This window comes from Paenarthrobacter nitroguajacolicus (genome assembly GCF_031455195.1).
GTDB lineage: Bacteria > Actinomycetota > Actinomycetes > Actinomycetales > Micrococcaceae > Arthrobacter > Arthrobacter nitroguajacolicus_D.
The window spans coordinates 40,531-55,399 of the sequence record NZ_JAVDSH010000004.1 but is presented as its reverse complement, the minus strand read 5'-3'; the positions used below and the strand labels follow the sequence as shown (position 1 = coordinate 55,399).

General features: G+C 63.3%; 15 protein-coding genes. 9 read left to right on the top strand and 6 right to left on the bottom strand.

Annotated elements, in window-relative coordinates; all coding sequences use genetic code 11:
* The first annotated feature begins 111 nt into the window (after positions 1–111).
* The 4 genes from pdhA (at position 112) to J2Y68_RS09835 (ending at position 4,609) form a co-directional block, all read left to right on the top strand.
* Positions 112–1,305, top strand: a complete 1,194-nt coding sequence (gene pdhA / locus J2Y68_RS09850) for a pyruvate dehydrogenase (acetyl-transferring) E1 component subunit alpha (protein WP_309992750.1) — start codon at positions 112–114, stop codon at positions 1,303–1,305.
* Positions 1,305–2,285 (top strand): alpha-ketoacid dehydrogenase subunit beta, encoded by a 981-nt coding sequence (locus J2Y68_RS09845; RefSeq protein WP_309992748.1) that lies wholly within the window; start codon positions 1,305–1,307, stop codon positions 2,283–2,285. The genes pdhA and J2Y68_RS09845 overlap by 1 nt, the downstream gene beginning before the upstream one ends.
* A gap of 55 nt (positions 2,286–2,340) precedes the next feature.
* Complete coding sequence (locus J2Y68_RS09840; RefSeq protein ID WP_309992746.1) at positions 2,341–3,933, top strand: dihydrolipoamide acetyltransferase family protein; 1,593 nt, start codon at positions 2,341–2,343, stop codon at positions 3,931–3,933.
* Positions 3,934–4,042: 109 nt separating this feature from the next.
* The gene (locus J2Y68_RS09835; protein WP_309992744.1) at positions 4,043–4,609 is read left to right on the top strand and encodes a phosphatase PAP2 family protein; all 567 of its coding nucleotides are present in this window, start codon (positions 4,043–4,045) and stop codon (positions 4,607–4,609) included.
* Here the strand turns inward: J2Y68_RS09835 and J2Y68_RS09830 are convergent.
* Positions 4,606–5,706 carry an amidohydrolase family protein gene (locus tag J2Y68_RS09830; RefSeq protein ID WP_309992741.1) on the bottom strand — a complete coding sequence of 367 codons (1,101 nt, stop codon included), beginning with the start codon at positions 5,704–5,706 and terminating at the stop codon, positions 4,606–4,608. The two genes, J2Y68_RS09835 and J2Y68_RS09830, sit on opposite strands and share 4 nt — an antisense overlap.
* 222 nt (positions 5,707–5,928) lie before the next feature.
* Here J2Y68_RS09830 and J2Y68_RS09825 point away from each other — a divergent pair, with 222 nt between their 5' ends.
* Positions 5,929–7,368, top strand: a complete 1,440-nt coding sequence (locus J2Y68_RS09825) for an APC family permease (RefSeq protein WP_309992739.1) — start codon at positions 5,929–5,931, stop codon at positions 7,366–7,368.
* On the opposite strand, the gene J2Y68_RS09820 is transcribed toward J2Y68_RS09825, so the two are convergent.
* The 3 genes from J2Y68_RS09820 to J2Y68_RS09810 form a co-directional block, all read right to left on the bottom strand.
* Positions 7,365–7,676 (bottom strand): hypothetical protein, encoded by a 312-nt coding sequence (locus tag J2Y68_RS09820; RefSeq protein WP_309993650.1) that lies wholly within the window; start codon positions 7,674–7,676, stop codon positions 7,365–7,367. The genes J2Y68_RS09825 and J2Y68_RS09820 overlap by 4 nt on opposite strands.
* A gap of 170 nt (positions 7,677–7,846) precedes the next feature.
* Positions 7,847–8,275, bottom strand: a complete 429-nt coding sequence (locus J2Y68_RS09815) for a universal stress protein (RefSeq protein WP_211710752.1) — start codon at positions 8,273–8,275, stop codon at positions 7,847–7,849.
* Positions 8,272–9,579, bottom strand: a complete 1,308-nt coding sequence (locus J2Y68_RS09810) for an aminotransferase-like domain-containing protein (RefSeq protein ID WP_309992736.1) — start codon at positions 9,577–9,579, stop codon at positions 8,272–8,274. The genes J2Y68_RS09815 and J2Y68_RS09810 overlap by 4 nt, the downstream gene beginning before the upstream one ends.
* A gap of 110 nt (positions 9,580–9,689) precedes the next feature.
* On the opposite strand from J2Y68_RS09810, the gene J2Y68_RS09805 reads away from it, so the two are divergent.
* The 3 genes from J2Y68_RS09805 (at position 9,690) to J2Y68_RS09795 (ending at position 12,201) form a co-directional block, all read left to right on the top strand.
* Complete coding sequence (locus J2Y68_RS09805; protein ID WP_309992733.1) at positions 9,690–10,538, top strand: isocitrate lyase/PEP mutase family protein; 849 nt, start codon at positions 9,690–9,692, stop codon at positions 10,536–10,538.
* Positions 10,539–10,634: 96 nt separating this feature from the next.
* Positions 10,635–11,681 (top strand): hypothetical protein, encoded by a 1,047-nt coding sequence (locus J2Y68_RS09800; protein ID WP_309992732.1) that lies wholly within the window; start codon positions 10,635–10,637, stop codon positions 11,679–11,681.
* Positions 11,662–12,201 carry a hypothetical protein gene (locus tag J2Y68_RS09795; protein ID WP_309992729.1) on the top strand — a complete coding sequence of 180 codons (540 nt, stop codon included), beginning with the start codon at positions 11,662–11,664 and terminating at the stop codon, positions 12,199–12,201. The genes J2Y68_RS09800 and J2Y68_RS09795 overlap by 20 nt, the downstream gene beginning before the upstream one ends.
* Positions 12,202–12,305: 104 nt before the next feature.
* On the opposite strand, the gene J2Y68_RS09790 is transcribed toward J2Y68_RS09795, so the two are convergent.
* Together J2Y68_RS09790 and J2Y68_RS09785 are read right to left on the bottom strand one after the other, a co-directional pair.
* The gene (locus J2Y68_RS09790) at positions 12,306–13,109 is read right to left on the bottom strand and encodes a GerMN domain-containing protein (protein ID WP_309992726.1); all 804 of its coding nucleotides are present in this window, start codon (positions 13,107–13,109) and stop codon (positions 12,306–12,308) included.
* Between the two features lie 218 nt (positions 13,110–13,327).
* Complete coding sequence (locus tag J2Y68_RS09785) at positions 13,328–13,894, bottom strand: NAD(P)H-dependent oxidoreductase (protein ID WP_235521117.1); 567 nt, start codon at positions 13,892–13,894, stop codon at positions 13,328–13,330.
* 96 nt (positions 13,895–13,990) lie between these two features.
* Here J2Y68_RS09785 and J2Y68_RS09780 point away from each other — a divergent pair, with 96 nt between their 5' ends.
* A complete protein-coding gene (locus J2Y68_RS09780) occupies positions 13,991–14,596 on the top strand; it encodes a TetR/AcrR family transcriptional regulator (protein ID WP_309992723.1) in 606 nt (201 codons plus the stop codon).
* The last annotated feature ends 273 nt before the right edge of the window (positions 14,597–14,869 follow it).

The window sequence follows — 14,869 nt, the reverse complement described above, 5'->3', positions numbered from 1 at the left end:
TAAGGGACGAAAGCCAAAAGTATGCCTGTTCCGGAATGCATTCCGGAACAGGCATATATCCCAGCGACAGACATTGCCTGGCGCCCCGCCAACGGCAAGCAAGGAGACGGAATGGGCTCGACACAACTGCCCCCCGGGACGGAAGAAACTCTCGCGGCAACCACCGCGGCAGCGGCCGCGCCAGGCGAACCAGTCGAAATGGTTCAGTTGCTCGGGCCCGACGGAAAGCTGGGCACTGATCCAATTTTCTCCGACTACGCCAAGCGTATTGATCCTGAGAAACTCCGTGTCTTCTACACGGACATGGCCAGGATCCGGCGTTTCGACCAGGAAGCCACTGCGCTTCAGCGGCAAGGCGAACTTGCCTTGTGGGTTCCCCTGACGGGTCAAGAAGCAGCGCAAATTGGCTCCGGCCATGCAAGCCAGCCGCAGGATTACATCTTCCCGACCTACCGCGAGCACGGCGTCGCCCTGGTCCGGAACGTGGATCTTGCCGAACTGCTCAAACAGTTCCGCGGCGTTTCGAACGGTGGCTGGGATCCGCGGGAGAACAACTTCCACCTCTACACCCTGGTGCTGGCCGCGCAAACCCTTCATGCAGTGGGATACGCCATGGGCATCCAGCGCGACCAGAAGTTGGCTGCTGCGCAGGACTCCACCGATTCCAAGGCTGCAGTGATCGCCTACTTCGGCGACGGTGCCAGTTCGGAAGGTGACGTCCATGAGTCCATGGTGTTTGCCGCGTCCTACAACGCCCCGGTGGTCTTCTTCTGCCAGAACAACCATTGGGCAATCTCCGTGCCAACGGAAGTCCAGACCAAAGTGCCGCTGGCCAACCGCGCGAAGGGATACGGCTTCCCGGGCATCCGTGTGGACGGCAACGACGTCATCGCCGTCCATGCCGTCACCGAGTGGGCACTCGAGCACGCCCGCGAGGGACGAGGACCGGTGCTGATCGAGGCCTACACGTATCGGGTGGGAGCGCACACCACGGCGGACGATCCCACCAAGTACCGGGAATCCGCAGAAGAAGCAGCTTGGCGCGAGAAGGATCCACTGGACCGCCTGGAGAAGTACCTGCGCGCCGAGGGTCTCGCGGACGAAGCGTTCTTTGACCAAGTGGATGCCGACGGCGATGAGCTGGCCAAGTACGTCCGCAGCACCACCCACGGCCTGGAAGTACCGGACATCCGTGAAGCCTTTGCCAACGTCTACGCCGAGCAGCACCCGCTGATCGCGGAAGAACTTGCCTGGTTCGAGGAATACTCGGCGGGCTTCGAAAGCGATGAGGAGACAGCTAACTGATGGCTACCATGACCATTGCGAAGGCCATCAACGAAGGCCTCCGCGCATCGCTGACGAAGAATCCCAAATCGCTTCTGATGGGCGAGGACATCGGACACTTGGGTGGGGTCTACCGTGTGACTGACGGTCTCATCAAGGAATTTGGGGATGAACGCGTCCTGGATACGCCCCTGGCCGAGTCCGGCATTGTCGGCACCGCCATCGGCTTGGCGCTTCGCGGCTACTCTCCTGTGTGCGAGATCCAGTTTGACGGTTTCGTTTATCCGGCGTTCAACCAGATCACCACACAGTTGGCCAAGATCCATTCCCGCAGCCTGGGCAAGCTCACCGTTCCCGTGGTCATCCGCATTCCGTACGGTGGCGGCATCGGTTCGATTGAACACCACTCCGAGTCGCCGGAGGCACTCTTCGCCCACACCGCCGGTCTGCGGATCATTTCGCCGTCCAACGCCCACGACGCCTACTGGATGATCCAGAAAGCCATCGAGTGCCAGGACCCGGTGATCTTCTTTGAACCCAAGCGCCGCTATTGGCTCAAGGGCGAGGTTGACGTGGAGAACGCTGGCCTGTCCGCGGACCCCTTCAAGGCGCACGTGGTCCGTGAAGGTACCGACGCCACGATCGTGGCCTACGGACCACTGGTTCCGGTTGCCCTCGCAGCTGCCAACGCTGCCTCGGAGGACGGTCGAAGCGTGGAGGTCATTGACCTTCGTTCCATCTCGCCCCTGGACTTCGACACCGTCGAAGCTTCGGTTAAGAAGACCGGGCGCCTGATTGTTGCCCACGAAGCCCCGACCTTTGGAGGCATCGGGGGCGAGATCGCCGCACGAATCGGCGAACGCGCCTTCCTGCACCTGGAAGCCCCGGTGATCCGGGTGGGCGGATTCCACATGCCGTATCCCGTTGCCAAGGTGGAAGAGGACTATTTGCCGGACATCGACAAGATCCTCGAAGCGCTCGACCGCTCCCTGGCTTACTAAACCGCCCTGATCCAGCCCGGCTTCGCCGCTGGGTAACCGGAAATCGAGGACCACTGTGACTGTTAAGAAATTCAACCTGCCGGACGTCGGCGAAGGCCTGACTGAAGCCGAGGTCGTGGCTTGGAAGGTCAAGCCCGGCGACACTGTTGCGATCAACGATGTCCTGTGCGAGATCGAAACCGCCAAATCCCTCGTCGAGCTCCCGTCGCCCTTCGCCGGTACCGTCACGGAGCTGCTGGTGGAGGAAGGCATCACGGTGGAGGTCGGCACCGCGATCATCGCCGTGTCGGAAGGAGCTGAACCCGAAGCCGCCGCTACCCAAGGCCAGCCGGGCGAACCGGCAGCGGCTCCACCAGCCCCTGCTGCGGAGGAAGTTTTCACCCCCACATACGGCAAGCTTGCCGCGGACGACAGTTCGGAATCAGGGCTCGCCGGTGGTCCGTTGGTGGGGTCCGGACCCAAGGCCGACGCCGTCAAACGCCGCGCGCGCAAACGCCCGGCAGGGTCCGTGGTTCCGGCGGCTACGGTTGCTGAGAACGCGGAAGGTACCGTTCAGGACAACCAGGCGTTGTTGGCCGCCAAAGCAGCCGAAGCGACGGTTCCGCACCGTACGACGCCGGCGCGCGCCGTCGTCGAACCCGTCACCCAGGTGCCGGCCGCCTCGGCACCTGTCGCGCAAGCTCCGGTCACCCAAACGCCGACGGCCTCACGGGGTGCTGCCATCGGCGGAACCATCAGTGGTCTGGTCAGCAAGGTCCTGGCCAAGCCGCCGGTCCGTAAGTTCGCCCGTGACCTGGGCATTGACCTCGCCGACGTGGTCGCAACCGGGCAACGTGGAGAGGTGACCCGCGAGGACCTGGTAAGCTACCAGGCCCAGCGCGACGCTGAGCACGATCAGGCCGATTCGTTCTGGGGCGCATCAAAGAAACCGCAGGACCAGCGTATTGAACGTGTGGCGGTCAAGGGCGTGCGCAAGGCCACCGCCAAAGCCATGGTGGATTCGGCATTCTCGGCTCCGCACGTGAGCATTTTCGTGGATGTCGATGCCAGCCGCACCATGGAGTTCGTCAAGCGGCTTAAAGTTTCGCGCGACTTCGAAGGCATCAAGGTGTCGCCGCTCCTCATCCTGGCCAAGGCTGTCATCTGGGCCGCTGCCCGCAACCCCAGCGTGAATGCGACCTGGGTGGAGAACGCTGACGGCAACGGCGGCGCTGAGATCCATGTGAAGCACTACATGAACCTCGGCATCGCTGCTGCGACGCCGCGTGGGCTCATGGTTCCCAACATCAAGGACGCCCAGGACCTGTCCCTTAAGGAGCTGGCACTGGCGCTGAACGAGCTGGCCACCAAGGCGCGTGCTGGAAAGACGCAACCGGCGGAGATGCAGGGCGGAAGCCTGACGGTGACCAATATCGGCGCGTTGGGCATCGACACCGGCACGCCCATCATTAACCCGGGTGAAGTGGCCATCATCGCCTTCGGAACCATCAAGCAGAAGCCGTGGGTCCTGGATGGGGAAGTCATTCCGCGCTGGATAACGACGCTTGGCGGTTCCTTCGACCACCGCGTGGTTGACGGGGACCTGTCGGCACGCTTCATGGCTGATGTCGCGGCCATCCTGGAAGAACCGGCCCTGTTGCTTGACTGACCGGAAGAGTGTGGCGGAAACCGGCACCCAAACGGCCCCGAGCCCTGGCGAGGAGTCCGGTCACGTCCCTCCCCAGCTGGTAACGGGGCCGTGGCGGACGGTTGCGCGGGTGCTTACAGAGGTCTTCCAGCCGCCGGTCGTTGTGCTGGTCCTGCTGTTGATCAGCCCCGCCGTGGAACCGGGATTCCCCGGGACCATATGGTTTGGCCTGCTCGGAGCATTCTTCGTGTGTATCCTGCCGCTGGCCTACGTGCTGGTGATGGTCAAGCTGGGCCGGATCACGGACCACCATGTCAGCGATCGGCGCCAACGGCCGGCCTTGCTGCTGATGACCTTGATATCAGTTGTTGCGGGCCTCCTGGTGCTGCAGCTGCTGAACGGTCCCGCCAGCGTTTCCGTGATGATCATTTCGCTGATCGTCGGCATCGCTGTGTTGGCTCTGGTCAGCGCTTTTTGGAAGATGAGCGGGCACGCGTCGGCGCTAGCCGCGGCAGTGGTCATCGCCGTCTTGATGTTCGGACCCGCGTGGTTGCCCCTTCTCCTGCTGATCCCGGCAGTGGGCTGGTCCCGTTTGGTGTTGCGTGCGCACACGCTGGCGCAGGTCGTCGCGGGGTCTTTGTTCGGCGCCGTCGTCATCGCGGGCCTGTGGTGGCTGTTACGCGGGTTGGTGCTTTAGCCGACCGACTCCCGGGAAACCGCCCTCCCTTTCCTGATGACAGCCAGCGGAGAGGGCCGGTCAACCACCAATTCAGGTATGGAGTTTGCTGCGAACTCGAGTCGGTCCGCGGAGCCTGCTCCGCTAAAATCCTTAATGGCAGGCGTATCCAGCAGATCCGCCCCGGACGAGGTGGCAATCCGGAAGCATCGCTCCAAATCCGAGTCGGTCAAAGCCCCTGTCCGGTAACCCAACAGATGCATCCGGTCCACCATGCTGCCCGTGCCGAACGGTGACCATGCATCCCGCACTCCGTCCGACCCGAGCGCAACCCTGACGCCATGGCGTTCAAGCAAATCAAGGACAGGGACGGGGTCTGCCCCGAGGGCGCACGTCGCCATCCACATTCCGGCCTCAGCCATGAGATCCAAGGTAGCCCCGAGCTCCGGCTGGGTGCTGTCGCAGAGAGCAAAGGCGTGCCCCACGGTGACTCGTCCGTGCATGCCCTCCGCCATGGTCCGCTGCGCAATCAGCCGCAACTGGGCCAAGCCTCCAGGTCCTGTATCGTGCAGGTGAATATCCAGGTCCCTGCTGTGCCTTCCCGCGAGGCTGAAGACGGCGTCCAGATGACCGTGGACATCGCCGTCCAGAGATTCCGGATCGATGCCGCCTACCAAGTCGGCTCCTTCTCCCAGCGATGCCTCCATGAGTTCCAAGGTGCCGGGGTTGCTCAGCAAACCGAACTGGGGGAACGCGACGATTTGTACGTCCAGGAATGACGCCAGCCGCTCCGCTGCGGCCCTGACCCCATGAATATTCTTCAGGCCGATCTGTGAACCGACGTCAACGTGCGCCCGCATGGCCATTGTCCCGTTGAGGACGGCCTGCCGCATCAGGGCGAAGGCGCGTTCCTCCACGCTGTCCCCGGCAGCCAGCTGTGCTTGCAGGTCATTACGGATGAGGGTTGCCAGATCGTTCGCCGGTGGACGGGAGAACCAGCCCGAGCCCCACGTCGTTTTATCGGGGTGGATGTGTGCGTCGACAAATCCCGGCGTGGTCAGGAGGATGCCGCCGGTAGGACGTGCACCGGACTCCGCCGGAATCGAGGGTGTGCTCATGGGACTCCTATCGCTGGATTCATTATGGTATACCGAATAGGCGCAATCGGAGGCGGCGACCGTTAGGAGCGGCCTAAAAGCCGCCAAACTATATCTGGATGCTCCCTGCGAAAGGTAGTTCACAGAATTTGGGATACCAAACCTATGCAAGACGAACCTCGACGCCCTACTCTAATGAACAACATTCATTTATGTGACGCGGATCGCATCAAGGAGAACGCCATGAACACCAAGCCCAAACCCGCAGCGGGAAAGCCCTCCGGGGGTCCAACGCTCAAGCGTGTCCTGGGACTGCCATCATTGGTCGCCTTTGGCCTGACCTCCATGGGGATACTGTCGGTCGTGGCGGTTTACGGGGCCGGAACGGAAATCAGCGATGGGCACCTGCCCGCAGCGTACCTGGCGGCACTGATAGCCATGTTGTTTACGGCTCACAGTTATGGCCAGATGGCCCGCCATGTCCCCGTCACCGGAGGGGCATACGCGTACGCTTCGAGGGCATTTGGCCAACCAGTGGGTTTCCTGGTGGGCTGGGCAATGATGCTGGATTACCTGTTCCTGCCGATGGTTAATTTCCTGCTCTTCGGCCTCTACCTCAACAGCCTGCTGCCCGGCATCCCGCCTCAGCTTGCCGTCCTGCTGTGCCTGCTGGCGGTAGGCCTCTTCAGCGTGATCGGGGTGGCTTGGATCAAGAAGATGAACTTCGTCGTGGTGTCCGCATCCGTTGCGGTAATCCTGGTCTTCGTTGTCCTGGCGATCCTGAACGCGCCGAGCCTTTCGCTGGAAAACGTGGTCCGTCCTCTTTCTCTTGGCGACGGCGGGATAGCGCCGGTCATGGCCGCGGGCGCAGTTGTGGCTTTTGCCTTTCTCGGCTTCGATGGGGTTTCCACTTTGTCTGAGGAAGCCCGGAACCCCAAGAGGGACATCCCGCGGGGAATTATCCTCTCCACGCTCTTCGCCGGCCTGGGCTACACCCTGTTTTCCGTAGCCGGGAGCTTGGTCGCACCGGAGTGGCGGACGATTCAAAACCTGGACGCCGCGGGAACGGAGCTCATGCAGGCAGCCGGCGGAGATGTGCTGATGGTGGTGTTCGTGGTGGTGAATCTCGGCGGCCTGGTCCTGTGCGGAACGGCGGCCCAAATGAGCGTCAGCCGTGTCATCTATGCCATGGGAAGGGACCGGATCCTTCCCTCCGTCCTGGCCAGGCTCCAGCCGCGTTTCCGCACTCCGTATGTTGCTGCTTTGCTGGTCTCGGCGGTATCGCTGGTTGCCCTGCTCATCACCTTGGAGCAAGCCGTCTTCATGATCAACTTCGGAGCACTGATTGCTTTCGCGGTGGTGAACCTGGCGACCATCAAGGTGCTGTTCTTTGACCTGCGGAAGCGGGGGTGGGTGGGAACCTTGCGGAATTTGTTGTTGCCGCTGCTGGGGTTCGCCTTTATTGCCTGGCTGTGGACGTCACTCGCCTGGTTCACGTACCTGTTGGGGGCCGCCTGGCTTGCCGTGGGAGTGGTGATCCTGGTGCTGCGCCGCGGGAGGGGCGGGAATCTGCTGGCCCTGGACTTCGACGACGCCGCTCACGACGACGACGCCGCTCACGACGACGACGTCACTGGCGCCAATGCGCCGTCGGAGTCGGCCGACGGCGCCCGGATCCCCTAGAAGGCCGGGTAGTTGACCAACAGGGCCTGGAGTTCCGTGGTGGACATGTGGTTCGCCATTTCCACGCTGATACCCATTGCAACTGCGGCCACAGTGACCATGGCGACGCATGCTACGGACAGGAAACGCCAGTCCTTGCGGAAAACGCTGCGGATGGTCTCGGGCATCTCGAGGCTGGGGGAGATCACGTTGGGCGCGCTGTCCCAAGAGCCGTCGTCCAGCATGGCAATGATGCGGTCGTTGGCGCGGTCGAAGCGCATGGTGCTGATGTTGTTGCCGTGGCGGGCAAGCAGGATGTCATGTCCCACGCGTTGGCGCGGCTGCAAGGTAAGCAAGAAAATCCCCTGAAAATCGAGAAGTGAAGGTGGCACGCGCCATTGGGGTCATCTCGATTTTATAACGGTTCAGTCAGCAGGCAGTGCTAAAAGACGCCAAACGCCGGGTGAGGCTCCCCACCCGGCGGCGTGATTCAGCTCGCTTACGGCTGGTCGGTCTTGGCTATGTAGACATCGCAGGGTGCTGTGTGGGCAACGGTGTTGGCGACGCTCCCCAGCACCCGGCCCAGGCCCTGCATGCGGCGGTTCCCCACGACGATCAGCCGGGCGTCCTGCATCTCGGCTTCCTTGACCAGCGCTTCTCCCGGCTTGCCCCGGGCCGCCGAGTAGGTCACCTCAAGGCGTTCGTCCTTGAGCCGGTCTGCCACGTCGCGGGCTACAGCTTCAGCTTCGGCGGCGTCGGAGACAATCCACTTGTCGGTGCCGATCTCCACGACTTCTGTCCGGTTGCTGTCGAAGGCACTCACGACGCGCAGGCTCGCACCCAAGCCGATGGCCAATTGTTGGGCTGCCTTTGCCGCCCTCATTGCCGTTTCGCTGCCGTCTACTCCTACAATCACAACTCCGGTCATTGTGCTGCTCCTTCAGTGGTGGCTTCGATGGCTTCTGCCAGGACAGGTGCCAGGCGGCGGACGCCTTCGGCTATCGTATCCGGGGGTACTGCGCTGAAGGCGAGCCGCAGCTTGTTCGATGGTCCGTCGGCGGGTGAGAAGGCTGCGCCGGGGATGAAGACGACGCCGGCGTCGATCGCTTTACCCAGCAGTGGATAGGTGTCTACCCCTTCCGGCAGGGTGACCCAGACGAAGAACCCGCCGTCCGGCCGGGTCCATGAGAGGCCTGCGGGCATGTACGTGTCCAGTGCCGAAAGCAGGGCCTCGCACCGCTCAGCGTACAGAGCCCTATACGTGTCGATCTGGCCTTTCCAGTCGTATTCGCGGAGGTAGGCCGAAACGAGCATCTGGTTCAGCGGGGGTGGGCACAGCGTCACGGCCTCGGAAGCAAGGTAGAAGCGGCGCTGGAGGTGCGCGGGTACCAGCGCCCAGCCGATACGCAGTCCGGGGGCGAAGATCTTGGAGAACGAGCCCAAATAGATGACGTCGTCCGGGTTTGCTGCACGCATCGGCGCGATCGGGTGGCCGTCGAACCGCAGAAGCCCGTAGGGGTTGTCTTCGAGGACAATAATATTCGCTTCGCGGCATATGTCGACGATCCGTTGCCGGCGTTCCTGGGCAAGGGTGATCCCGGAGGGATTGTTGAAGTTGGGGATCGTGTAGAGGAACTTGATGTTCTTGCCTTCTGCCTGGAGCGCCGCGATCCTGGCCTCGAGAAGCTCCGGTACCAGGCCGTCGTCGTCCATTTCAATCGGTTCCACTTGGACTTGGTAGGCCTCGAACGTGTTCAGCGCGCCCACATAGGTGGGGTTCTCGACCAGGACCACGTCGCCGGGGTTGCAGAAGACCTTGGTGGCGACATCCTGCGCGGACTGCGATCCGGCGGTGATGACGACGTTTTCGGGCCGGGCGTCGGTGATGCCTTCGGCGGCCATGATGTCGCAGATCTGCGCCCGGAGTTCCTCGGTGCCTTGGCCGCCGCCGTACTGGAGGGCGGTCATGCCCTCTTCCGCGATGATGCGGGCTGCGGTCTGTCCAAGCTGCTCCAGGGGCAGCGACTGCAGGTAGGGGTTGCCCCCGGCCAGGGAGACAAGGCCAGGCTGCATCGAGATATCGAAGACATCCCGGACAGCGGACTGCTTGATGTTGGCGGCCCGCGCGGAGAACAGTTCCTCGTGCGGGTGGGCGGCCGTGGCGGCCCGCTCAATGGCGTCGATGGCTTCAGCGGGCAGCGTTGCGCCGGCATCCAATGTTTCGTGGGTCACAGTGAAAGGATACTCCTCGGTGTTGCTAATTAGGCAACATATGTTTTCATCCATTCTCAATTTCCTCGACCGTGCTTTACGCCGCGGGCGGGAGGGGCTGGAATGTAGCTATGACAGCACACCGGGGATCCGTGACCAAAGCCGAACACTTCCATAAGCTCCACGACGCCGGGCCTGCGCCCTTGGTGTTGGTCAACGTGTGGGACGCGGCTTCCGCCCGGGTTGTCCAGGAAGCCGGTGCTGCGGCCATCGCCACGTCGAGCTCGGCGGTCTCCTGGAGCCTGGGGTATCGGGACGGCGACCACGTGCCGTGGGGGCTCGCGATGGCAGCCCTTGGCCGCGTGGTTGCCGCCACCACGCTGCCCGTGACGGCGGATATAGAGACAGGCTATGGACGTACGGATGACGAGCTCCGGGCAACGGTCCACGCCGTTTTGGATGCAGGGGCTGTGGGCATCAACATTGAAGACTCTGGTGCCGAGCCGCTCACGGACATCAACGAACAGTCCCGACGCATCGCCTTGATCCGCGCAACGGCAGACGACCGCGCCATCCCCTTGTTCATCAATGCCCGCACCGACACCTACCTGTCGGGACAGTTCAATGATGCTGCTCACGAAGAAACCCTGCGCCGTGCCGATGCCTACCTGACAGCGGGGGCGGACGGAATCTTCGTGCCCGGCGTCGTGGATTTGCATGTCCTGCACCAGCTGTCCAGCCGCATTCCGGCACCGCTCAACGCGCTGGCGGGGGTCGGGGCGCCGTCGCCTTTGGAATTGCACGACGCCGGCGTCCGCCGCGTCAGTATCGGCGGCAACACCGCCAAAGCCGCGTACGCCAAGGTGGCCAGGGTTGCCACGGAGATTTTGGGGGACGGGAATTGGGCCGGCCTGGCCGGGACGCGCAGCCACGACCAAATGGACGCGTTGTTCGCGGAGGGACCCAAGTACAGCCTCTAGGCCCGGCAAAAGCTGTTGAGGCACGACGGCGGCCCCTGGCTTTAATGTCGGGCCTCGCCGGTAGCTTTGGTTCCGTGGAAGACGAGGGGAGGGTCCATGGCGCGACGCAGCGTGCAGTTCTGGCGGATCGAGCAGCTGAATGGTGACGAGCTCAGCCGACCGTTTCCTGCCCGGCGTGTTGCCGAGGTCTTGAAGAATGCCCAGGACGTCGGGACGGACAGGCACTTCACCAGCGTGGACGGCACGGTATTGCTTGCGCAGGCGGCGTCCTTGGCGCCCCATCCTGTCCTTCTCCTGGACCGGGTACGCGACACCAACCTGCCAAGTGTGGGTGACGTTCTTGGACGCCGCAAACCACTTCCTTTGGCGCCCGGCGACCACCTTTTGGAGACGACGTATTTCGCTTTCCTGAAAAGGAACGTCATCGCTGTCCTTACCAGTGGCAACGGTCCAAGGGCGTCCCGGATGGCGGAGTACCTCGAGGGCATGCTTGGACTGGAACCCAACCTGGTACCGGTGGTCAGGGAGGACATCGAGGAAATCCTTGGCCGGCTCGAGGTGAGCCGGTTCGAGTTCGCGCTGCCCGCTGAGCGATTGTCCGGGAAGCTCATGGAAGGTGAATGGGCTGATGTGCTGGACAGTGCCTCGCGCCTCGTGAACGAGGGGACGTTCCGGATTTCCCTGAGCGTCGGCAGGTCTGGCAGGGCTGAGGATAAGCAGCGGATCCGCGACCGTATCCAGCAACTGATCGACCTCTTCCGTAGGGCCGGTTCAGTGGAGCACTTCGATTACGTGGTGGCCGAGGGGAAGGATTCCTTAACCGGAGACCGGGAGGTGGTGGACCTCCTGAAGGAACGGTTCATCTCGCATATCGAGGTGGACCCGGATGTATTCAACGATCCCCAAAAGTCGGTGGCGGAAGCCATCGCCATCCTCAACAAGCAGGCACGGGACAATGAGGCGTTTTTCGCAAGGACGTTGCCGGACCTCAAGGGCACGGCGGACGCGGGGCTTGTGCCTGACCTTGTCAGCGGAGGAATGGCCGCGATGCACGCTGCCCTCGTCGACGCCGCCGCGGACGTTGAAGTCGCCGACGTTGAAGAAGAAGCGGGCGGTGCCGGCCATGAGCTTGTACGGGGTTGATGTGGAGTCCGCGGGCCCCCGTCGGACCGCCTGGCGGTGGTTTCTGCTGCATCCCACGGCTGACTATCTCTGGGCGGACGCGGCGGTGTTGCTGTGGCTGGGGGTAGCCCTGATCGCGGCGCACCCGCTGATGCTGGAAAACGTCGACGCCGGCGCGCGCCGGGCGCTGTTCCAAACCCTGGCAACCTTGGCGGGGGCGACGGCCGGCCTGACCCTGACCAGTGTTTCCATGCTGATTAACGTGCTTGGTAAGAAGTCTGCCCCGGGGCAAAGGGAACTGCCGCTGGAAAGACTCTCACCCATTCATCGTCGCCAGATTGGCGAGGTGTTCCTTTTCGCCATTCCTGGACTTGGCCTGTTGGTGGTTGCTGCGCTGGTCACCGTTGTCCTCGAGGGTGATAGGCCCACCGGTCTGTGGATCCCGGAGGCCGTGGTGTTCGTGCTGGCATTCGCCTCGGTCCTCGCCCTTTTGCGGGTGGCGTGGGCACTCCGCCGGGTGTTGGCTATCGCCACGGCCTAGGCTGCCCGGCGAACCCGTCGCGGGGCAGCGAATCCGTCGCTGCCCCGCGAATCCGTCGCCGGGCAGCAACGGATAAGCGGGCGAGAAACGGAGAAGAAAGCAGCCTACCGTACGCTCAGCGCCTCGGTGAGTGTCTTGCCGTTCACGTAGATCTCAGCCCGCGAAGCCCCGCTGGCCGCGACTGCGGTGTGCGTCAGCTGTGCTTGGATGCGGGGAATGTCGCAGACACCTCCGGGCCGCAGGGATCCGCTGAGGTTCACCACGACGGTTGAGCCACTCATGTAGCCGGACAGATAACGCAGCGATGAGCCTGCGAGTGCATCGTAAAGGGCTGCGTCACCGTCCACTGGCATGCCACCTTCCAGCAGCCGTCCCAGCGCCACGGACAGTGGGTCGCCGGGGATGGTTACTCCGCGGACCGGAACCAGGCTGTCGTTGCAGCCGAACCGTACGCCGCGGGAGCCGCCGTCGTCGATTGCCACGTAGTAGACCGCAGGTCCCAAAGTGTCGGCGACGTCCGGGACAAGAGCGGCGCGGTTTGTGGGGAGCGTGGTAGACGGCGAGGTTGCCGGGCCAGCGGAAGGCTCGACGGCGGAACCTGGCCCGGTTGGGACAGGCACGGGACTGCTGGCAGGGGTAGCGGGTGATGGGGGAGTGTCGGTGGCCAGGGTGGGCGGTGCGGCGGGGACGGCAACGGAAGGGGTGCCGGGAACCGACGTAACCGAAGGGGCAGGCGAGGCAAGGGAACCCCAAGCCGAAGCAGACGGGGAAGGGCTGGCCAGTTTGGCGGGAGGTGTCACGGAGACCGTGGGCAGCGGCGCGGTACTTCGCTGTGGGTGGGTGTCGGGAACCGTCGTGCAGCCAGCCAGCCACAGACCCAACGCCACGCAGGCAGCGGCGATCGTCATGGTACTTGTGAGTCCCCGTCCGGCATGCATGACAGCCCCGCGCTCCTGTCCGTCCACCTGTACGTCCCACGTTAGGGCCGCCGGGCAGTTCACAACATGCCGATACGGTGACGGTTCGGACAAGAGTTGGTCACGCCCGCCGGATCATGCGCAGGTCCCGGGTACGCGAATGCCCCCGCACCGCAAGTTGCGGCACGGGGGCATCGAAAGCGAAAAGACTAGGCGGCTGCTTCTTCGTCCTGGGCAGCTGTCAGGGGCTCGAAGATGCCCTTGATCTGCTCGACGATCTCGGCGTCGTCCTTCGGGTGGAGTTCTGCGAAGCGGATCATGGAACCCGGGACTGCGAGCTTGACGTCTTCAAGGACCTTGGCGCCGGCGATACCGACAGCCTTGCGGGCCTCGTCCTGTGCCCACACGCCACCGTACTGGCCAAAGGCGGTTCCGACGACGGCGGTCGGCTTGCCGGAGAGGGCGCCGGCGCCGAACGGGCGGGACAGCCAGTCAATGGCGTTCTTCAGGGAGGCGGGAACGGTGCCGTTGTGCTCGGGGGTGACCAGCAGGATGGTGTCGGCGTCTGCTGCGGCTGCGCGCAGTGCGGCGGCTTCGGCGGGAACCTGGCCTTCGACGTCGATGTCTTCGTTGTAGAAGGGGATGTTGCCCAGGGAGTCGTGGATCTGTACGTCCACGTTCTCCGGTGCGTTCAGCTGGATGGCCTCGGCGAGCTTCTTGTTGTGGGAATCGGCGCGGAGGCTGCCGACGAGGGTAAGAACGGTGCTCTTGGACATGGTGTCTCCTTTGGGAAGCGGTGTAAGCGTTGATGCCTTCATCGATACTAAACGGACCACGGTCCGCTTTCTATTCCCGGGTCTAGAATATTTCTTGTGAGCTTCATCCCCCTCCAGCCGGATCTGCCTCTCGGTTCCCCGCATGAGCGCAGCGACGCGGCGCGGAACCGTGAACGGCTTCTCAGTGCTGCACGCGAGCTGGTGGACGAGTTCGGGGCTGAAGCCCTAACCATGGACGCGCTGGCCTGCAAGGCGAAGGTGGGCAAGGGGACGGTCTTCCGCCGTTTCGGCAGTCGCGCGGGGCTCATGATGACCCTGCTGAGCGACGCAGAGTCGGACTTCCAGCGTGCCTTCATGTTCGGGCCTCCGCCCTTGGGTCCCGGGGCATCTCCGGCGGACCGCCTCACGGCATTCGGCGAGGGCCGCATCTACTTTGTCCTCGAAAACGGGGAACTGCTGAAGGCGGCCGGTGCTGCCACGCGGAACCGGTTCGATGTCCCCGCGACGAAGCTCTCGCATCGGCATATGGAGGTTCTGCTGCGGGAGGCCGGTATTGCCGACCCCTGGGTCATGGCCATGTCCCTGACCTACGCACTGGACCCTGAGCGGATTGTCGACGACGTCCGCGTCCGTGGGATTTCTCCCAAGCGGCTCACTGATTCTTGGCGCGATGTGGTGGCCCGTTTGATGCGTACCACCTGAGCCCTCTGCCTTGTGGGTGGCATCCCGGCGCCACGATGAAACCCTCGCGGTCCAATTCGTGACGCAGTCTGCACATAACAATCTGGCGGCAGGCGGGAAACTGACCCCGCGGAAGCAAAACGTGAAGCAGTTATTGTGGTAGTTTCCTCTTGAATGTGACGCATGCCATACAGGGCTGGTGATCACTGAAAGGGCGTGGGGGGCTCAACAACCCGCTACGCCAATTCGTAGCTGACGCCGGCCACAGCCGGGAACCGCGGAAGGACGAGCTTT